The organism is Anabaena cylindrica UHCC 0172 (genome assembly GCF_034931625.1).
Taxonomy (GTDB): Bacteria; Cyanobacteriota; Cyanobacteriia; order Cyanobacteriales; family Nostocaceae; genus Anabaena; species Anabaena cylindrica_A.
Map to the genome: position 1 here is coordinate 1 of NZ_JAYGGY010000031.1, position 20,387 is coordinate 20,387.

At 36.7% G+C, this 20,387-nt stretch carries 14 protein-coding genes; 10 read left to right on the forward strand and 4 right to left on the reverse strand.

The window, feature by feature from the left end:
- Positions 1 to 296 precede the first annotated feature (296 nt).
- The 3 genes from dnaN (at position 297) to holA (ending at position 4,955) form a co-directional block, all read left to right on the forward strand.
- Positions 297 to 1,766, forward strand: a complete 1,470-nt coding sequence (gene dnaN / locus VB713_RS10115) for a DNA polymerase III subunit beta (RefSeq protein ID WP_323311430.1) — start codon at positions 297 to 299, stop codon at positions 1,764 to 1,766.
- A 679-nt stretch (positions 1,767 to 2,445) separates the two neighbouring features.
- Complete coding sequence (dnaX, locus tag VB713_RS10120) at positions 2,446 to 3,963, forward strand: DNA polymerase III subunit gamma/tau (protein ID WP_323311431.1); 1,518 nt, start codon at positions 2,446 to 2,448, stop codon at positions 3,961 to 3,963.
- Positions 3,960 to 4,955: a DNA polymerase III subunit delta gene (gene holA / locus VB713_RS10125; protein WP_323311432.1), complete on the forward strand. Its 996-nt coding sequence runs from the start codon at positions 3,960 to 3,962 to the stop codon at positions 4,953 to 4,955. Before dnaX ends, holA begins: the two co-directional genes overlap by 4 nt.
- A gap of 265 nt (positions 4,956 to 5,220) precedes the next feature.
- Here the strand turns inward: holA and VB713_RS10130 are convergent, their stop codons facing one another.
- Together VB713_RS10130 and VB713_RS10135 are read right to left on the reverse strand one after the other, a co-directional pair.
- Positions 5,221 to 6,813 carry a phospholipase D-like domain-containing protein gene (locus VB713_RS10130; RefSeq protein ID WP_323311433.1) on the reverse strand — a complete coding sequence of 531 codons (1,593 nt, stop codon included), beginning with the start codon at positions 6,811 to 6,813 and terminating at the stop codon, positions 5,221 to 5,223.
- Positions 6,810 to 10,283: an AAA domain-containing protein gene (locus tag VB713_RS10135; RefSeq protein ID WP_323311434.1), complete on the reverse strand. Its 3,474-nt coding sequence runs from the start codon at positions 10,281 to 10,283 to the stop codon at positions 6,810 to 6,812. Before VB713_RS10135 ends, VB713_RS10130 begins: the two co-directional genes overlap by 4 nt.
- 207 nt (positions 10,284 to 10,490) lie before the next feature.
- On the opposite strand from VB713_RS10135, the gene VB713_RS10140 reads away from it, so the two are divergent.
- The 7 genes from VB713_RS10140 to VB713_RS10170 all read left to right on the forward strand — a co-directional run bounded on the left by VB713_RS10140 (position 10,491) and on the right by VB713_RS10170 (position 17,003).
- Complete coding sequence (locus tag VB713_RS10140) at positions 10,491 to 13,220, forward strand: DEAD/DEAH box helicase (protein WP_323311435.1); 2,730 nt, start codon at positions 10,491 to 10,493, stop codon at positions 13,218 to 13,220.
- A gap of 114 nt (positions 13,221 to 13,334) precedes the next feature.
- A complete protein-coding gene (locus tag VB713_RS10145; protein ID WP_323311436.1) occupies positions 13,335 to 13,694 on the forward strand; it encodes a hypothetical protein in 360 nt (119 codons plus the stop codon).
- A 51-nt stretch (positions 13,695 to 13,745) separates the two neighbouring features.
- A complete protein-coding gene (locus VB713_RS10150; protein WP_323311437.1) occupies positions 13,746 to 14,159 on the forward strand; it encodes a hypothetical protein in 414 nt (137 codons plus the stop codon).
- Positions 14,160 to 14,366: 207 nt separating this feature from the next.
- Positions 14,367 to 15,026 carry a hypothetical protein gene (locus VB713_RS10155; RefSeq protein ID WP_323311438.1) on the forward strand — a complete coding sequence of 220 codons (660 nt, stop codon included), beginning with the start codon at positions 14,367 to 14,369 and terminating at the stop codon, positions 15,024 to 15,026.
- 52 nt (positions 15,027 to 15,078) lie between these two features.
- Positions 15,079 to 15,930 (forward strand): hypothetical protein, encoded by an 852-nt coding sequence (locus tag VB713_RS10160; RefSeq protein ID WP_323311439.1) that lies wholly within the window; start codon positions 15,079 to 15,081, stop codon positions 15,928 to 15,930.
- 105 nt (positions 15,931 to 16,035) lie between these two features.
- Positions 16,036 to 16,677: a type I restriction endonuclease subunit M gene (locus VB713_RS10165; protein WP_323311440.1), complete on the forward strand. Its 642-nt coding sequence runs from the start codon at positions 16,036 to 16,038 to the stop codon at positions 16,675 to 16,677.
- A complete protein-coding gene (locus tag VB713_RS10170; protein WP_015217555.1) occupies positions 16,674 to 17,003 on the forward strand; it encodes a XisI protein in 330 nt (109 codons plus the stop codon). Before VB713_RS10165 ends, VB713_RS10170 begins: the two co-directional genes overlap by 4 nt.
- A 59-nt stretch (positions 17,004 to 17,062) precedes the next feature.
- On the opposite strand, the gene VB713_RS10175 is transcribed toward VB713_RS10170, so the two are convergent.
- Together VB713_RS10175 and VB713_RS10180 are read right to left on the reverse strand one after the other, a co-directional pair.
- On the reverse strand, positions 17,063 to 18,928 hold the full coding sequence (locus VB713_RS10175; protein ID WP_323311441.1) for a type IV secretory system conjugative DNA transfer family protein: 1,866 nt from the start codon (positions 18,926 to 18,928) through the stop codon (positions 17,063 to 17,065).
- 424 nt (positions 18,929 to 19,352) lie between these two features.
- Entirely contained in the window at positions 19,353 to 20,294 is a 942-nt protein-coding gene (locus VB713_RS10180) for a DUF4351 domain-containing protein (protein WP_323311442.1), read from the reverse strand.
- Positions 20,295 to 20,387 lie beyond the last annotated feature (93 nt).

Genomic DNA, 20,387 nt, shown 5'->3' on the forward strand with positions numbered 1-20,387 from the left:
CCCAACCCCCTCATCGCTTGCGGGGAGGGGGCTAAGATGTACCTCATAAGAGCGGTTTCCGCTGTAAATATAAACCTCATCCACAAATAGAAATTTGACAGACCACTAGGCTCTGCCTCTAATCTCATTGAAGGCATAGCCTTCTATAATTCATTCCCAGCCAGAGACTGGGAACGAGATAACTTGAGTTCCTTGCGGGATAGAGGTTTTACGTTAAGTTGACACCAATGGTGCTGAATAATTTTATTTCTGCTACCGCAGTCTTTTAGTAATGACGCAAACAGAGATAAATGATTATGACTCAAACAGCACCAAGACAAAAGATAAAGACTGCAAAGCAGACGAAACAAACAAGTGTTGCTAATCCTGAAATAGACAATGAAGTATCAACAAATGTCACAGAGATACCTGGAGTTAAAAAGAATAAACCTACATCTGCAAACCATGATACACCAATTGAACCTATTCAAAAGAAGCGAAATAAGAAAAAAAATACCAACTCAAAGTTAAACTCTCCAATACCCAGAGAATTAGGCATGGAGGTAATATGTGAACAAGCTAAATTTTACGATGCCCTCTTTTTAGTGAATTGTGCTACTCCAGCTAAACCTAGTCATCCTATTCTTGCCAATGTCCTCATAATTGCAGATGTGGAAACACAACAGATACATCTAACTGTCACAGATATAGCATTAACAATTCAAGCAAGTTTTGCAGCCCAAGTGTTATTAAAGGGTGAAATTACTGTACCAGTGCAAATTTTATTGGAGATAGTCAAGCATTGCCCTAATGGTACTATTTCTCTGAATAGTCAAACTCAAATTACTCAATCTACTGATGATGATAAGCAAACAGAAATCTGCTCTTTGTGCTTATCTGATGCCGATGGTAAGTATGAAATTAGAGGCATTAGTGCTGAAGAATTCCCACCTACTAACATAATTGATGCTACTCCTGTGTCTTTAGCAACAACAATTTTCAAAGATGGTTTAAAAGGTGTGCTTTATGCAGTTAGCACTGATGAAAATAAATATATCTTGACTGGAGTTCATCTCCAACTGGCACAGGAGAAGTTAAAGTTTATTGGTACTGATGGGCATCGAGTTGCTATTACTGAACTTTCCACTCAAGGAATTGGCAGAAAACCTCGTCAACAAGTTTCATGTCAAGAAGTTCCATCTGAGGAAATTATGCAATTTACTCTGCCTGGTCGTGTGGTGAGAGAAATAGCCCGTAACTTAAATGATGATGTGGAATCTATTAATCTCCTGTATGATGCCCAAAGTAATCGCTTGGGTTTTGCTTGGCAAGATGTCGTTCTTAGCTGTCAAGTTTTGGAAGGAATTTATCCTGATTGTGAGCAATTATTAGCTAAATTCAGCTTTGAGAAAGAAGTAATTTTAGAAAAAGCACCGCTAGTCAAAGCACTGGAACGGTTATCTGTGTTAACTGATAAGAAAGAGAAAGGAATTTATTTGCAGTTTGATGGAAATTTACAACAGTTACGGTTATCTATTGAACGAGAATTTGGCAAAGGTGATCAGGTGATTGTTGCTAATGTACCAACAGAAATGATGTTGAATATCCAGTTTAATCTCAAGTATTTGATAGAAGCTGCTAAAGCTATTCCTAGTTCAAGTATCAAAATGCACTTGCAGCAATCGGATCATCCGGCTATGTTAGTACCTGATGGAGATAGAGCAAATCCAGAAGTGGAAATGTTTATGCGTCATTTCTTACTACCATTGTATACTCCACAGCAGTAAATAAATAAAATACGGCGTTAGATCATGTCCGGCTAATTAGGGCTTGCTGAAGCTATTTGTGCAAAAAACGGAAAATCCTTCTTTCTCCCCCTGCTGCCTTAATGATAAGTGTTTAACCGGACACGATATTACTCCCTTTGTGGAATGAATGGCTACAAACATTGAAACTTTGTTTGGCAATAAGTCTCAAACTATTGTGGAGGAAATACACCAAATAGCCAAAAACACCAGCAAAATCGGATATAACAACACCCCGTAAAACTCCTAAAAGTCCTTTTTGATATACGTTTGAGGCTATTTTATTGGAGTATTTCGCCTCAGTCCCAAACCAAAATGTCCACAATTTGTGGACACGCACATACAGCAGCGGTCACAAAGTGCTACCCTAACACCTAACATTGGTATAATCCTTGTGGTGTAAGGCTTTGTAGCTAAATTTTGTACTTCATTCGTTGTTTGCACAAATCACAAGAAAACTGTAATCTCATGTCCAACTAATTCAAAATACCCGGTGTTAACTTTGTTACAACTAGGTGTTTTTTATCTGACTTCAAATCAGCCATTGTTCTTGAAAAATTTGGTTAGCAGTTAAAGACAACTGTAGATTATTCACAAGCTTAAAATAAAATCTCACCCCCTTAACAGGGGCAAGAGCGACGAATTAAGATGAATAAATCCTATGTCTACAGTCGCTCTACATCAAAAATATCGCCCCCAAACTTTAGCCGAATTGGTTGGACAACCCTACATTAAGACTGCTCTAACTAATGCTATCAAACACCTGCAAATTGCCCCAGCTTATTTATTAACAGGTTCTAGAGGTACAGGTAAAACTTCGACTGCACGCATATTTGCCAAATCTCTGAATTGCCTCAACACTAAAAAACCAACTGATAAACCTTGTGGAATTTGTCAATCTTGCCGTTCAATTGAAAGTAGCAATAGTTTAGACGTGAGTGAAATTGATGCTGCTTCTAATAATGGTGTAGATGATGCCCGTGCTTTAATTGAACGCTGTACTTTAGCACCAATAGCAGGACGTTATCGAATTTTTATTCTTGATGAATGTCACTGCTTAACCGGCAATGCCTTCAATGCTTTACTCAAATGTATTGAAGAACCACCACCTCATGTTGTCTTCATTCTTTGCACCACAGAACAGCACAAGGTTTTACCTACCATTATCAGTCGTTGTCAGGTGTTTAATTTCCGCACTTTATCAATTCAAACAATTGTGCAGCATCTCCGTATTATAGCAGATGCAGAATCTATTTCTATTAATGAAGAGGCACTGATTGCGATCGCTCGACTGAGTAATGGTGGTTTACGGGATGCGCTACAATTACTCGGTCAAGCCAGTCTTTTAGATGTAGATATCACTGCTCATCATGTCATGGAAATCGTTGGTGGTGTCACAGAAGCAGAGCTAATGGCTATTTTACAGGCTATCTCTACCAACAACACTTTTAACTTGCTGCAAGTTGCTAGAGTTTTGGTAGACTCTGGGAAAACGCCCAAATTGATTATCTCAAATTTACTGCAAACATACCGAGATTTACTGATTATCAAGTCTGCACCGCAGGAACAAGCTTTACTAACTGGTTGTGTCAGTTATACCCAACTCAAAGCTTTTGCCAAACACTGGAACTTTGAGACACTGAATTTATCTTTAGCTGAGTTACAAAAAGCGGAAAATTATCTGCGGTATACGGTAAATGCGGCGGTGTGGCTGGAGGTTTGTTTACTCAATTTGCTGCCTGGTTTATTGCCTGGGGGTGCAACGAAGACGGTAAATGTGAAACCTGGGCATGATGGCAAATTGTTACCAACTTATGGCACGTACACCATCAACAAGGTAACTGATAAACCTGTGGATGATCCAGGTAAAGATAGCTTGTTACCAGCAGTTGCAACCAATACCGCTAATGCTTCTAATACTGCTAATTTAGCGCAAATATGGCAGCAGGTGATGGATAAGGCTAAACCCAACCATCAAAAGCTGTTGGCTCATGCAAATCTGGTAAAATTGCAAGGATCTAAGGCAATTTTAGAGGTGACACCAGCTTACCTGCAAAAGTTTGAGAATAGCAAAGAGGCGATCGCTAAAATGCTGCAACGAGCTACCCAAAGTCCCAAACCTCTAACTGTGTTGATTAAAACAAGCAATCACAATCATAATGGAAGGGTGAAAGCATGATTGTCTTACTCACTGGTGATGACCAACACGCGATTCAGTCACAGCTAAACCAGTACAAAGCAGAAATTGATTCTCAATGGCTGACTTTATGTTATCACCGATTTTCAGATAATCAGCTTGATAAAGCTTTGAGTGTGGCTCGTACTCGTTCCCTGACTGGTGGTAAAAAACTGGTAATTGTGGAAAATTGCCACCTCAAGCAGTGGGGTGATACGGAGTTGGAAACCTTGCAACAGTTGGTGCAAGTGCCAGATTCAACTATTTTGGTGTTTGTGGCTAATAATGTAGATAAGCGGCTAAAGGTTTACAAGCATTTGGTCAAATATGGGAAGTTGTTGGAGTTTTCGTTGATACCACCTTGGCGGCATGATTTGATTGAACAGGCGATAGTTTCGCTTGCTGCAAGACTCTACACGAATACCACAGATAATGCTGTTACAGCTAAGAAAATTAAACTGCTGTTGTCAGAGGAGGCAGTGACATATTTAGCACAAGCTATTGGTAATGATATGACCCGTGCAGCTTCTGAATTACGCAAACTGTCTATCTATGCTCAGGGTAGAAAATTAGAGCTTGCGGAGGTACAGGAGTTAGTGCCATGTCAAACTCAGAATAGCCTACAATTGGCTGCGGCTATGCGTGAAGGAAAAAGCCATCAAGTTTTGCAATTGTTGGATGATTTACTGTCTCGTTCTCAACCTTTAATGGTGATTGTCAGCACTATTTTAACGCAGTTTAGAACTTGGTTATGGGTGAAGTCTGCGATGGTTTCTGGGGTGAAGAAAGATGGTGAATTAGCTCAATTGTGTAATATCAGTAATCCTCATCGTATTTACTATTTGCGTCAGGAGGTAGCGAATACAAGTATCAATGCTTTGGCTAAAGCGGTGACTATGATTTTGGATTTGGAGATGTCTATTAAGAGGGGTGCTAATGGTAGGGATTTACTAGTGGTGATTCTTGGTGTTTGTAGGTTGTTTCAGGTCGTTTAATTAGGGGAAGTTGAGGGATAATTTTGGATTTTGGATTGGATGTTTGATGTCTGTCTAAAATCCAATTTCATTGTAATAATATTAGTAGCAAGCAAAAAGTTTACAGGTTATGTTTCTCCTTTAAATATTTTCTTTTAGCTTGATCTGAATCCTTACATTTTGTGGAACAAATGGAGCATTTTTAACGAAACTCTGAAAATACTTTTATCCGAGATTTTTTCTTTGAGTTTGTATGCTCGCATAATATTTTTATTACGGCAGTGAATTATATTAATCTGGTTATTTCATCGTTAAACAATTCATCTATTTTATTTGGATCAGAGACTAATGTACTACGCTCATCTCGAAAAGTTCGATTAGGATCACCTTTAAATGATAGCCAGTTAAAACTACCTACAATCGCAAACCTTTGATCTGAAATAAGAATTTTACAGTGAGTATCTCCTAATCGTTTGAATACTACATTATCTGGATAGCGTTTAGCTAATTTTTGTATAGCTTCTTCTGCTTTAATATCGTAATCTCTCCTATCTTCTTCGTCTTTATCTCCATAACCATAACCAATAAAAACTTTTACTCCTCTCCTTACCAATTTCTCCAATTGATTAACTAACCACTGATTAGTAGCAGTTGCTCTAATCCAAGGTGAAATAATTAAAAGTCGTTTTTGACTATTTTTAAGTGCTTCTTCAAACAGAGGTCGATGGTCATAAGTTTTAATAAAACGAATTGGCGTTGAAGATATTAGTTGTTCTAATTGTTCTTGCAATTGCTTAATTTGTTCTAAAGCATTATTGAGCTTTTCTTCTAAAGCCACTTTTTGTTCATCGTCATTAACTTTTTCAAGAGTTTGACGAGTAGAATCTATGTCAGTTTGAATAATGTTAGTTCGATTATTTATTTCTTCTCTAACAGAATCAATTTGTTTTTCATATTCTATTGCTAGAGTAAGAAATTCATCGCCAAACTTTTCCTCTGCTAGAATTTTTGCATATCTAATCTGAGTTGAAAAACTTTCTTTTAGCTGTTTAATAATACGGTCTTTCTTCGGACCTTTGGAACGAGTAAAAGCAGATTCATGTACTTCAGAAATTCTTCCATCAATTGCAAAAGTGATTTGCCAATCATTCCCTTGCTTCTGTTTATAAACCAGTGCTAAAGCAGGTTGAAAAAAATTGTCTCTACGTTCAATTTTTTTTAATCCTATAAAATCTCTTTTAAAATCTCTTTCTTCTTCTTTTTTGCGCCTACCGTCTTTTTCATTTTCTTTTTCTTGAATAATTTTCTCTACATCTTTCAGATTCAGGTCAGCTAATTCCGGTGTTCTCGCTGGATAATAAGGAATCTCTACAATATTATTATTTTTCAAGTTTTTATGACGTAATAAACTTTTATTATCTTCCCAACTTCCGTAGCGGCGAGGTTTCCACAACATTTTGTCAAAATTAATTTGATAGCCCCTTTCTTCAGGAGTAATTATTCTAGCTTCTTCTAAAGTTGTTTTACCTTTTTTTGTTAATTTCCATTCTTGAATAGAAGAACCTAATGAAGCAATTAAATCAATATTTTCAGCCTGCCTTAAATTTATAATTGAGTCTTTAATAATTAATTCCTCTAAACCTAAGAAGTAACTAATTTCTTCTAGCGAAGATAAACCAATATTAATAGCTTTTAAAATAAATTCTTCAATTGGAGGAATAGGCTTACGGACTAGAGTTAAAGCTGTTAAATTAATTTTGGTTACAGGCAAGCCAACTTCAACTACACTAACTAATTCAAATCCAGGACGATTATCATAACGTCTAGCAATTTCATCAGTATCATTTGTATTTTGCGTATCCAATTCATCTAAATTCATGATTTTACCTCGAATAAAGAACAAGATTCTGAGTGAGATTCAATATGGTTAAGGACAGTATGTAAAGGATTATAATTAAGAGAACGACAAAAGTTATGATCTCCTACAATTATCAAGCCAACTTTTCCTCTTGATAATGCTACATTCATTCTTTCTGTATCTCTTAAAAATCCCAAAGATGCTTTTTTATTAGAACGAGTGATTGAGTAAATAGCAATATCAGCTTCCTGTCCTTGAAATGCGTCAACAGTATTATATTTGATTGTTAATGCTTCCCAATTACTTAACTCAGAATCTAGCTTTCTCTTAAATAGCTTTAGTTGTGCTGAGTATCCAGTTAAAACAGCTATACCATATTTTTTATTAACTGTAATTGCCATTTTATTTATTTGTTCTAGAATTTTAAGAATTACGTTTACTTCAGCCATATTGTTATAGCTTCCATTTGCTGCTTGTTCTCTACAATCAGGTAGTTTACTAGTAGTAAACCAAGTCACAGGTTTAGGTATTACCTGAGTCAAATCATTGTCTAAATCATCTCTAGCACTTTCAATCTTACCTTGATAAAAACATTCGCTAATTAAATTACCAATAGGTGCAACCATCCGATGTTGAATAGTTAAAATTTTGCGATTACTATCGGGTAAAGTTTTGAGTAAATAAGCAAATAATGTCTCCTTAATTTCCTCTGAGTCTAAATTATATTTATTGAGGAAATCAAAGTTACGACTTGCTTCATCTTGAAAGGGAGGAAGCTGTTTAGTATCACCGACTAAAATCCAACGATGTGAACGCGCAATAGGAACAAGAACTTCTGTAGCTGTTGCTTTAGATGCTTCATCAATAATACATAAATCAAATTCTATTTCTGGAATGCTTCTTGCAAGTCCAATACAAGTTCCTGCAACCAGTTGTGCTTGTTTTAAAAAAGCTGTATTAAATCTATCACTATCAGCACGTCCAAATATATCAAACCAATCTTGCTGAACTTTCATTAATGTTCTGAGTTTTTTAGCTTCAGGTTGATTTGGATCTATTAAAATGTTTTCATATCCCTCTAGTTCGGATAGAGACATTTTGAGTAATTCTTCTTCATCAATTTGACTAACTTGATGTAATTCTTTTACTGTATCTTTTCTTTGATCACGAATTTCTTTAGTTTTGTTTTCTAACCCCTTGATTTTATCATTAATGAATTCCCATTCACGGTTTATATCATCAGGTAAATTCTTATGTATTTCAGCTTTTAAATCATTAAAATTATAGTTTTCAAAATAGGCTTTTAATTCCTCCCTTTGAGTTATTTCATATTGTTCTTGCTGAAAAATTTCAATTTCTTTTTTTAACCTATCTAATTCCATCAGTGCTTCTCTTAATTTTTGAAAAAGATTAGCCATTGTTATTTCTTGTGGTGATAAATTGTGTTTTTTAGACCAATTCTCCAGAAAACCTTGACTTCTCCTAAAAACTTCACTTTTCCAATGCTCTATTTGTTCTTCTAGTAGAAGATCATGAATATTATCTGCAACTTTTTCATGGTTGCCAATACGTACCATTTTTAAAGCCGGATTTTGCTTTTTAATTCTTTCTAAAGCATTATCTAAGGCAACATGAGTTTGTGAAGTGAGTAAAATTCTTGCTTGAGGATTAGCTCGGATAGTTTGTAAAATAACTTCAGTAATAAATGTCGTTTTCCCAGTGCCAGGAGGTCCTTCTACGACTAAAAAATCTTGTGTTCCAAGTGCTGCTTCAACTGTCTCTTCTTGAGACTGGTTAAGACTTTGAATAAACTTAATATTCTCTTCGGTAGTAGGTGTTTTAACTTCTTGAGGTGTAATTAATAAAGAACGAATATCTGAACGAGCAGCACGATCATATTTAATTGCCTCTAAAGCATTTTTCTGTTGCCTTAAAGCATATTCAGCAGCACGAGTGTCAAAACGTAACTCCCCAGATTTAGGTAATCTTTCAGGATCGCCATAATTAATATAAAGAGTTAATTTATCTTCTTTTACTTCTTCTACATTTCCACTTAATAAAGTACGGTTATTGACAATAACATGGCGTGGTTGTTCAACAAGATTTTCATCAGTAATTGAAGCTAAAGTAAAAATAGCTCGATTTTCTTGGCGGGTGACTTCGATATAGTTAAGCGGTGCTTGATGTTCTTTTTCCCAGTCTGTTTTTGCTCTAAGGATATTTTCCCAATTTCTAAATAATCTTTGTTTTTCTTCTTCAGCCTGTTTTTGTCTAATTTCTGATTCATATTCTTCAATCAATAATTTAAGATTGCTAATAACTGTTTTATCTTCAAGTCTATTTGAAGAATTACCAAATTTAAAATTATAAGGTGGATGCCAATAACGATTACGATTTTCTTCAAGTATAGAACTAGAAAGATTCATTACATTGAGAATAACTAATTTATCTTGATCTCGCTCATCAATTTTGACATGATAGCTGTAATCAGTTCCAAATATTTTATATTGATTCTCTTCATATTTATCTTCTCTGTCTACTGAATTACGTTTTTCAAAACGACACATCGCACATCCACTATTCAAATCTTGAAGAATAATTTTCTCGATTTCATTATTATGATCTGCTTTTAATTCATCAGCAATCTTATCTATCCTTGAAGTTAATTTTAAGTAACAGCTACCTTGTCTTACTTGGTATTCTTTTTTTCTTTTTTCTTGAATTGCTTGAATTTCTACTAATAAGACTTCAGCATTATGTTGACGTTCGGAAGGTTCCAAAGATACAGAACGCTCAATTATTGCAATAATTTCAGGTGATGCGTCAAACTGTTTTATTGCTTGCTTGATAGTATCATAAGTAGTCAGTTCTACCTCAGTTAAACATTTCAGTATTAATACACCAAAGCTAAAAACATCACGAGTATAGGTATAAGAACCATCATCTTCTTCTGGAGGACTATAAGGACGAGAAACAAATTCTCTTAAAGTAACTGTAGGTTGTAAATAGCGCTTTACTTTAGAAATTCCAAAGTCAGCCAGTTTGATAATTCCTTCAGTATTAATTAATATATTATTAGGCTTAATATCACGATGAATACATTCTCTATTATGAGAAAAAGCTAAGGCTTCTAATAAGGGTAATCCAACTCTTTCCCAAAATTCATCCCATCCTGCTAATGGTGATTCTTTTAAGCTTGTGGCTAAGTTGGTTTCCATCCATTCAAGCACAAGGAAATTATGCCCTGTTTCTTCATCTAATCCTGAGTCAATCAATTGAACAATTCCGGGATGTTTTAACTCTTTAAGAGCAGAAACTTCGCGTCTAAAAGATTCATCTGTAATTTCTTGTTCGATTTGTCCATTTTCAAATATTTTTACCGCCACTAGATTATCGTTATTTATGTCTCTTGCTTTATAAATTTTAGCCATACCTCCTGATTTTGGATTAGGCATTAAGGTGTATATTCCATTGAATAGGCGAGCTTTCATAATTTTTGAGTTTATGTAATTTTATGTTTAATAAATTAAATTATACCTTAATTGGTTAAGGTATTCAAGGAATCCATATTTTTTGACTCTGCCAGTATGTATTCTGGTGTAATATTTTTACTATTGATGTACAAGCAATATGTATCCTAACTCATTATCACTCCCCCAATGGGGGATTTATGAGGGCAATGTTCAAAAAACACCACCATGAACACCCCCAATTACAGCTTATTACTACAAAGCCTGTGGACACCACCTACCACACCCATTCCCGAAAATTCCCACACAAATAATCATCCCCCAGAACCAACAGAAATCACCGAATTTCTAGGAGAAGAAATACTCTATCAACAAACAATTCCCGCCACCGAACCTAACCTCAAAACCATCCCCAATGACCTACCAAAACAACTAATCAAAGCCCTACAATCATTAGGAATCACCCAACTTTACTCCCATCAAATTAAAGCCTTAGAAGCAATTAGAACAGGTAAAAGTTTCATCCTCACTTCCCCTACAGCCAGTGGTAAAACCCTCAGCACATACCCCGGCATTATCGAAGGTTGCATCAATCAAGAACACCGAGCTTTAGCATTTTATGGACTGCGAGCTTTAGCACTTGACCAATTCCATAAAATCTCACAATTACTTTCTACCATACCCCCAAAATATCGCCCAGTCTTAGCCATGATCACAGGAGATGTTAAATCAGCAGAAAGAGAACAAATCCTTGCCAGTGAACCCCATATATTAGGTGTCACTCCCGAATTAATTCATTTCCAACTCAAACAAGTTTGGAAATCACCAAATTGGGCAAACTTTTATCAACGATTACGCTACATCTTAATTGATGAAGCACACACCCTTTCCGGTAGCTATGGCGCAAATATGGCTTGGTTAATTCGCCGCATTAAACTAGCAGTAGATCATTACGGTGGTGACTCCCAAAAACTGCAATTTATCTTCCTCAGTGCTACTTGTGGAAATCCTAAACAATTAGCTTTAAAAATCTCCGGTTTAAAACCTACTAAACTCAATCCTAAACCCTTAATTTGGCTTCGTAAAAGTGGCGCAGCTTCACCACCCAGACAAGTAATTGTCACTCAACCAAGTTACAATTTAACTGCTGACACAGCCAGAATAATTCAATTTTTACTCAATCAAAATAAATCAGGAATCGCTTTTTGTAACTCCCGGCGGAGTGTGCGAGAAGTCACAGAACTGTTAAAATCAAACCAAGTCACCGCATTTTACAGTGGCATTACTGCCGAGCGTCGAGCCGAAGTAGTTAATCAACTTCAATCTGGTATAATCAAGTGGATAATTGCCACAGAAGCCTTAGAAGCAGGAATAGATTTACCAGAATTAGAATGTTGTGTATTGCGTGGCTGGCCTGGTTCTAAAATGGCATATCAGCAACGCAGTGGTCGAGCCGGACGTTCTCAACCAGGAATAACAGTGCTGCTTCCCAATGCTTTCAATCCCATAGACTGTTATGTGGCAGAACATCCAGAAATGCTAATATCTGGAGAATCTGAAGAAGTGTTTTTTAATGACGAATATCCCATCTTTGCAGCCAAACATTTGATGTGTGCAGCCGCAGAAACAGGCATTCCCACTAACAAAATTAAACACTATTTTGGTGCAGCCGCTTTTGATGTCGCCAAACTGTTATTAGCCCAAGGACATTTACACAAAGGTAAAAATGGTTTATGGGCTAAAGGTTATCCCCATAAAGATGTTAATTTTCGGGGTGGTTTATCGCAAACAACTATCAAATTAGTAGATGCAATTTCTGGGGAAGAATTAGAGGAAATATCTGAAGATATCGCTCATCGAGAAGTGCATCCCCAAGCCATTTATAAACGCCAAAATGCGAAGGGAGAAATGTTGACTTATCAATGTATTTCCTTAGACCTTAACAGTAAACGAGCGATTTTAAAACAAACAACAGATAAGGCAATTTTTACAGTTGCAACTACTGTATCACAAACCAGTAGTTTAACTGTGTTAACTGACCCAGTAAATTTACCATTGCTGTTTTCTCCAGATGGTATAGAAGAAAAGAAACAGGGGGAAGAGGAACAAAAAATAAAGGGGAAAGTTTCGCACAAGACTGACATCGTAGTCATAGGAAAATCTGTGAAGGAGGAACAGAGAATAAAGGAGAAAATTTCGCACTCTGCACCTTTGCTTGAAGTGGAAGAATGTCAGGAATACTTAACCCTAGAACTGAGTTTTGGTGAAGTTAAACACATTACCAGTGGTTACAGTTTAATGACCCAAATTTACGAGCAGACTTGTTTGAATAAACGCTGTCTCAACTATAAAGAACCCTTACCTCAACAACCGCGTTGTCCCCTATGTCGCAAACTCACCCGCAAAGCTGTAATTGTTAAAACCCTATCAGAAGCCAAGTTTGAGCAACCATTTCGCACCCAGTTTTCCGCCCCTATGGTGAAAGTAACAATTAACTCAAGTGCGCGAGAATACATCCAACAGTTTGCTAAAGAAACTAGAACCAGTTTAACCCGCAGTCAAGAACCGATACCTTCTGGTTATCAACAGTTGTGGGAATATTCCAGTCCCTTCATTGCTATCCACAGCTTTGGACATCAAATTATGAGAGCATTACAGCTTGTAGCTAGAGTTGACCCCAAACAGGTGAATTTTACTGTGGTGAAGGAGTTAGAGGAAAATAACAATTACACTGGTTACTTCTATGATACCAGTGATGGCGGCAATGGTGCGGCTGAAGCTGTGTTTAAACATCTGCCAAAACTTGCTAGTGTTGGTAGAGCGATCGCACGAGATTGTAATTGTCATACTGGCTGTGCTAAATGTTTAATTCAACATGGTTGTCCTGATGGGAATACTGCTTTATTGAAGCAGATGGGGTTAGTGTTGTTGGATGCAGTTGCTAGACCTGAAACATAGCATTTTGAGTTGTTAAATTTGCGAAAATACCTACCCTTAACAACGTACTCATAGGGTAGGCTTTAAAAAAGCTATTATAGGTTAAAATAACAAACCTTTCAATTTATGGTTTTTATGAACGAGAATTTAGATAAAAAACAAACCCGCTTTCAACTCAACAATATACAAAATCGCTTAGGACATATAGCGGCTAATCTAGCACGGATTAAGTCATTTTCTCAAATTGCTTATAAAGAAGCGGTGAAAAGTATAATTTCAGAAACAAAATTGTTTATTGAGTGGACAGCAGCCGAAATAGAACCTGTTCAAGCTGAGGAATTAGTAAATATTCAAGTTCAACTAGCGATGTGGGAATTAACTTGGGATGACATTTGGGCAGATGAAAAAGTGCGTACTGAAGTTGCAGAACAATCTGGTATTTGGTCTGAGCGAGTTTTAAATATGTCGGGTTTGCTATCTGGATCTATCGCATAATCAACTACCCTAACTGATGCTGATTTATTGGTTATTTGCTGAAAAACATCTATGAAAATACTAAAAAAAATATTTGCAGGTTCATTCTTAGTAATTGGTCTAGCTATCCTATTACTAGGCACTATAGACTTAATTGATTCTAAGAAAACTAATGAAGATAAAGAAGGGGCATTAGCAGCAATAGTTGTAATTGGCCTACCATCAACAGCTATAGGAACATGGATTATCTGGAGTTTACGCCAACAACACCAACAGAAACTTAAACAATTTCAGTTAGAAAGAGAGCAACTGTTTCTCCGGTTATTACAACAAGAAGAAGGAGAAATTACAATTACAAAATTTGCTTTGGCTGCTCAAATATCTATTGAAGAAGCCAAACAATATTTAGACGAAAAAGCCAAACAACTTAATGCTAATTTTGAAACCAGTGACAAAGAGGGAATTATTTACAAATTCCCTGAATAAATGAGATCCCATGCCAAATTAGTTAGAAAATTAAGCAAGATTAATCAAAATACAGCACTTTGCTCAACTATTTGGTACAAAACGAAATCCTATAACCCTTGTGCCATAAACTTTTTGGATATTTAGGTGTAGTAATTTAAAAAGAAAAGTGCTGTAATTAATTTGCAGCTAACCGCTGCTTGGGAGAGATGTAATTTTCTCCAAACCATGCCTATAATCAATCTTGCTGATATTCAACAAATTAATAAAACTCAGCAACAACTTTTATTCCCTTATCAAAAACATCATTCAAATCACTCTGAATTTGATTCTATTATTGCAGCTAACTTCCATTTGCTGATGAAACAATTATTTTTACAACTACCTGTAAAACCTTTATTAAATGCCCATCCTCAAATTGCTCAATGGGTTGCTCAAGTACAGGAACTTGCACCCGAAATTTTTCACGCCCGCAAAAAGTTATTAGTTGATAATCCAGTCATTGCCCCTCTGACAATAAATAACGAGAATTACTTTATTCAAGTCACCACAAATATAGCATTTAAACAAGGTATTCCCAGAATTTATGAATGGGCTGTGCGTCATCCTCAGTTAAGCTGGCAAGACCGAGTAAAATTGTGGACTACGACTATTCAATACTCAGTTATTCCTAACCAAATGCAGCTTGTGATTTTAGCATTAGACCCCGTGAAACCAGCCCAAAGATTAAATATACGTTGGAACAAGAAGTATCATCGGCAGACTGAAAGATGGTTAATTAAACTCCTGAATCAACCTCAAGAAAATGATGCCCAATCAAATCAAATAAATCAGGAAATACCGTCATCAATGATAAATTTAGCTGATATTTCTGAAGTCAGTATTTAAGAGGCTAATGCCTCTCTCATTGGCAGATATAGATAGATAACAATAAATGCCAATGAAACTCAAATCTTATGAACATGGCTGGCTGCTACCAGAATTACTCAATCTAGACGATAAATATCAAGGTAGATGGGAACAATGGCGTTGGACAATAGAAACTGGGGAAATACCTAAAGACATCCCACACACTGAGTTTTTAGACTTAGGAAATCCTCAAGCTTTGCAGATGGTAAAAAACTGTTTGCAAGCTATTCCTCAAGGAAGTTGGGGTAGTCATTCCAGATTTATTCCCTATTTCACAGATTACTTACTTTATGCTTTAGGACATCCCAGTATTACTACAAATCCTCCAGAACCAGAAGGATGTGCTGGTGCAGAAAATCGTCTTATAAAAGCATTGGAATTAAAGCTTTTAATCACCTGTCCCTTTGATTATTTAGGACATTTATTAGCGATTGAAGGTTACGGAAAATCAAAAGCTAAATTCTATCCTACTCCAATTTGGACCGCTAGAGCAATGGCTGTTACAGCCGTTTCTAGTGCTACTGCTGCACCACCTTTTCATGTTTATGAACCAGCTATGGGTACAGGCAGATTAGCCTTGGAAATGTCTAACTATGCTGTTAGTTTAACAGGTTGGGAATGGGATGTACTGCTAATAAAGATAGCGAGTTTGAATTTTATGCTTTATGCTCCCTATTTCGGATTACCTATTCCTAGTTTGGGTGGAGATTTGGTCATTGGTAATACCCTAACTGGTAGAGGTATTTCTTTTATTCGACCAAATTTAACTTATGAAATTACCCCATCAATACCTCAGCATCAACCATCTAATAACTTGGTCATTAATGGTATCAAATACGAAAAGAATCAAACAGGAAATCAGTTGCAAGGAAGTTTATTTTGATGAAAATAAAAATTAATGCTTGTCAACAAATAATAGCTTGTTGATTAATGGTATCAAATACGAAAAGAATCAAACAGGAAATCAGTTGCAAGGGAGTTTATTTTGATGGAACTTGAAATTAATGATTGGAAACAACTGTTTGAAATTTCCGCTAGTCATTCTCCTCTAACAATTTCTTTACCTACTATAGCACTTGCTAATCCTCCTTATTGCAAAATTAATTCTATCTCAGATTCAGAACTATCTCGATTTGAAATGGCGTACAAATGGAAAGAACAAGAAAATGGCAGTTACATTATCACATCCAAATTGAGAAACCAAATAGAGCAGGAATGCTTGTTTGTAGAACAATGTTTAAGACAAGTACAACCTGGTGAAATAGTCTGTGTTTTACTATCTAATGGCATTCTTTCTTCATCTCAGCAAGCATATTTTCGCAGATGGTTATTAGAGGAAATGGCTGTGTTAATTGCTTCTATTCAGTTACCTCCAGAAAACTTTCAGGTAGAATGTGAATTAGGAATTGTTACTAGCTTTTTAATTCTGAAACGTAAAGGTGGTAATTTATCAGTACCAGAGGACTATCCTATCTTTATGGCAGTTGTAGAGAAGATTGGTTTTGACAGTCGTGGTCGTCGGCTGTTTCGTCCTATAACTAAGGAACAAGAAAAACAAGAAATTGATAGTGATTTACCAATAATTGTAGAGGAGTTTAAACAGTTTATCAAAGAGGAGATAATCCCATGAAAAAACCAGATAAATATCGTCAAATCATCCAAGAATTATTAACAGCCCATGCTACCCCAAATGAGCCAAATATTGAATGTCAACTCATTTTTGATTCAGAACATGACCACTATCAACTTCTAGATGTTGGTTGGCAGGACTTAAATCGCATTTATTCCTGTTACATTCATTTAGATATTAAAGATAACAAAATCTGGATTCAGCACAATATGACGGAAGCTGATATTGGTCAAGAGTTGGTGGAAAGAGGAGTTCCAGCTTCAGATATTGTTTTAGGCTTGCATCCCCCTTACAAACGTCCTTATACCAAATATGGAGTTGCTTAGATTAAAGTTGAAAAATAGGCACAGTATCCTATAGCTTTGTAAAATCCACCAGCTTCCTATCATTGTAACCCTGGAGTTTGATAAACTCGTGTTGTAAAATTCTCCAAAACATCAGGTTCTTGATGATTACTAGATTCCTGTACTGTCGCCACATCTTCATCTGGTAATGGCAACATCCGTCCTGCTTCTTCAATGCGGTCATACAATGCCTGTGTCAACATTTTAAGATCAGGAATTGTTACCTGACTTTCTAAAGCCAATCTAACTTGTGTGTCCCAAAGTGCTTCACTTTCTTTAGCCCGTTTTTCATCTGTTTTCGACACAGGAATAATTAAAGGATAGGGAATAGAAGCTTGTCCGCCGGAACTGTAACCAGGACTGGTAATTACACATTTACCTTGGGGAAACTTGAGAATTTCATCAGCACTGATAACAGGCATTTTTTGTAAATTCTCACTCCAGCTAATGGAACGGCTCATTTGTCCACCAAGAGTTCGCCCAGTAGTCCGATTTTTAATCAGCACTTCCTTTTCGCCGTAACGCTTTGAGTAATCCTCAGCCGTTTTGTAATTACCAGGATTGAACAAAACATGGGTACTACAAGCTGATGCGATAGCACTCCCCATTTTATCCCCGTAAATATCATAAAGCTGCTCTAAACTTTGGATACCTAAAATAAAACAAGCACCATTAGAACGGTATTCATTAATCCACTGTGGTAGTCTATCCAGCTTAATTGATGGTAATTCATCCAAAGAAATAATCAACGGGTCTTTACGGGGACGGCTCAAATTACCGACAATCATCAAATGCATTGCTGCTGCCAGTAAAGGACCAACCACACTGCGACGTTCATCATCTAGCTTGAACACCACCATTTCTCTACCTGATAGCTGAGTGGGAATATCCGATTGACCGATGAATGCCCGCAGCAAATCAGCTTGAATAAAAGATGAAAAAGTCCCTGCGGCGGTGGTTAAAATCCCGGAAATAGTCTTTTCTGCATCCTTAGCACTCAAAAATTGAATAAATGAGGTGGCAACCCATTCATCTAAGCGTTTGGACTGGACAGCATGATCAAGACGTTGTACCAATTTTGGCAACCGCAACACCGCATACAGCATGGCCATATCTGGGTAGGGTGAACCCTTGACTAACTGTAATAATGCTTTTGCTAACAAATCCCCAGCTTTAGCAAAGAACTCGTCACTTTTACCACCACTAGCAGCATTGCGGTTAATGACTTGACCAATTTCCCCAGCCATTACCCCATCCCGTGCATCACGCATAAAATCCAAGGGATTGATCACACCGCTAAAAGCTTCACCAGGGGCAAATACTCGCACTTTGTAGCCATAACGTGCTGCTAGGGGGGCGTGGAGTCGCATTTGGTCGCCCTTCTTGTCGTAGAGTAAAATTGGAAACCCTTGCTGCATGGCACTTTCTAGCATCCGGTCAATGGTTGAGTAAGTTTTCCCAGAACCAGGCGCACCTATTACCAGTGTTCCCCGTTCAGCATGAGGAAACCAAACTGTAGGTGCTGCACCCAGCATGGTTTGCAGGTTAGCCATTAACCCCCGCCACTTACCTTTTGCCCAGTAACGTGGTGTACCAGACCACAGGGTAACTTTATTATGTTTGTGTTCTTGGATTTGCTTAAATGCGAGGTTAGTGGCTGCTAGTTTTTCGCTGACACCGCAGACTGTACCAGTGGTGATTTTGCCTTTACCCGTACCACTGATTTGCAGTAGTATTAAAACTACCAACAGTCCAGCCATCATTGTCCAACCTTGGGGGTTGTTGTACTGTTGAAAGAATTTACCGAAGTCAATATTGGCTAGTGTTGGTTGGTAAGTTGAGACTTCAATTAATGTCGAGTTAGCAGTGATATGGCTGTTTGGTAGATTTTTCTGGTAAAGGTTCATAGCGATTGAATATACGTTTACCAGCAATTTTAGTTACCAAGTCAAAGTTAGGGAATTGACCTTCTGGATATTTTTTTATAGGAATGATTTTTTATGAGAAGATTAGCTGAAAAACCCAGAATTGACACCTAAAAATCCGTTTGGCTGACGCTCACGGAACGCCCAAAAATTTTGAGGTGTCAATAGTAGGGAAGATGAGAAAAAGGAATATTCTGCGTAAATAAAGCTAAATATTTAAATCCTAGCAAGCGAACTGCTTGCAGCAGCGATTTGCTATCGCTACGCTGACCGTATTCCTTACCGGACTGTAGGTATAGGTATCGCTCATTTAATATTTTATTTTCCCCCAAAAATCCCAGATTCCAGTGAGAAGTTGTCAATGTTACCCCACAGTAGTTAATGAAAAGTGGGGTTTTTACTTAATCTAAGACTCTGGTTTATTTTGTAACCATTCTTCTAAATCAGTAACAGAGGAGAAATCTAAGAGTGCTTCACCGAGTAATTCTAATTGCTCAATTGTTAATGTCCGAATTGTCTCAATGAATGATGATTCAATTCCACCAATTCGCCGATTTAGTTGCCGGATAATTAGTTGTTGTTCACCGCGTTCCATTGCTAATTCTTCTGTTGGACTAATGAAAGGCATTTGCTTTTCCTCCTCTAAATGTTTGATTTTAGTTACTAATCCTCGTTGCAATTCTTTGGGTAATGTCATCATTTTATCAATGATTTTAAAAAGTTTAACAATTTGTTCTCTTGTTAAGCCTCGTTCATAAAGTCCTCTAATTAATACCCATTTCCATTGCTCACGTTCTGATAAATTCCCCGTGGTGGCTTTGGTTTTTAAATGCGCCATTACTATGATAGCAAAAGGATTAGGATTAGATTCTAATTCAGTCCACCGTGATTCATAGTCTAGGAGTTTAGCAATGGGGAACTTCAAACTTAATTCGCAATCTAACATAGCTTGATGATAACTGTTAGGTCGCCAAGTGGAACTTGTGTCTCCTAAAATCGCCAGACCCACCACAAATTTATGATACAGGTCAAAAGCTCGGTAATTATAAGTGTACATCCTTTCTTGGAAGTCAACATCATATTGACTCTGAATCTCAATATGAATTAAAATCCATGCTTGTGTTTTATCCAATAACCAAACTTTGTACAGTTTATCTGCAATCCGTTTTTCAGTTGATGATGAAGCTGTAATTTGTTGCAGTTCTTTGTCTAGTGATTCCGGTGGTTTTGTCCAATCAATTGCTTCGTAAGCCACAGGAAAGAAAAAGGATAAGAAACTATCAAAATATTCGTTTAATGCTTCTTTCCAGGATTCGTCATAATTTGCAGTAATTTCATTTTTGGTCATAAAACGCTATGCTAAGAATAGTTATTGCACACTCAGTTTCTTTACTTTGATTTGTTAATATCTACCTAATATTCTAGCATAAAATAATTAATT

Coding starts and splice junctions, on each gene's coding strand:
- VB713_RS10150 (WP_323311437.1), top strand. CDS start 13,746: ATGAAAATACTAAAAAAAATATTTGCAGGTTCATTCTTAGTAATTGGT.
- holA (WP_323311432.1), top strand. CDS start 3,960: ATGATTGTCTTACTCACTGGTGATGACCAACACGCGATTCAGTCACAG.
- VB713_RS10175 (WP_323311441.1), bottom strand. CDS start 18,928: ATGAACCTTTACCAGAAAAATCTACCAAACAGCCATATCACTGCTAAC.
- dnaX (WP_323311431.1), top strand. CDS start 2,446: ATGTCTACAGTCGCTCTACATCAAAAATATCGCCCCCAAACTTTAGCC.
- VB713_RS10130 (WP_323311433.1), bottom strand. CDS start 6,813: ATGAATTTAGATGAATTGGATACGCAAAATACAAATGATACTGATGAA.
- VB713_RS10135 (WP_323311434.1), bottom strand. CDS start 10,283: ATGAAAGCTCGCCTATTCAATGGAATATACACCTTAATGCCTAATCCA.
- VB713_RS10155 (WP_323311438.1), top strand. CDS start 14,367: ATGCCTATAATCAATCTTGCTGATATTCAACAAATTAATAAAACTCAG.
- VB713_RS10145 (WP_323311436.1), top strand. CDS start 13,335: ATGAACGAGAATTTAGATAAAAAACAAACCCGCTTTCAACTCAACAAT.
- dnaN (WP_323311430.1), top strand. CDS start 297: ATGACTCAAACAGCACCAAGACAAAAGATAAAGACTGCAAAGCAGACG.
- VB713_RS10170 (WP_015217555.1), top strand. CDS start 16,674: ATGAAAAAACCAGATAAATATCGTCAAATCATCCAAGAATTATTAACA.
- VB713_RS10180 (WP_323311442.1), bottom strand. CDS start 20,294: ATGACCAAAAATGAAATTACTGCAAATTATGACGAATCCTGGAAAGAA.
- VB713_RS10160 (WP_323311439.1), top strand. CDS start 15,079: ATGAAACTCAAATCTTATGAACATGGCTGGCTGCTACCAGAATTACTC.
- VB713_RS10165 (WP_323311440.1), top strand. CDS start 16,036: ATGGAACTTGAAATTAATGATTGGAAACAACTGTTTGAAATTTCCGCT.
- VB713_RS10140 (WP_323311435.1), top strand. CDS start 10,491: ATGAACACCCCCAATTACAGCTTATTACTACAAAGCCTGTGGACACCA.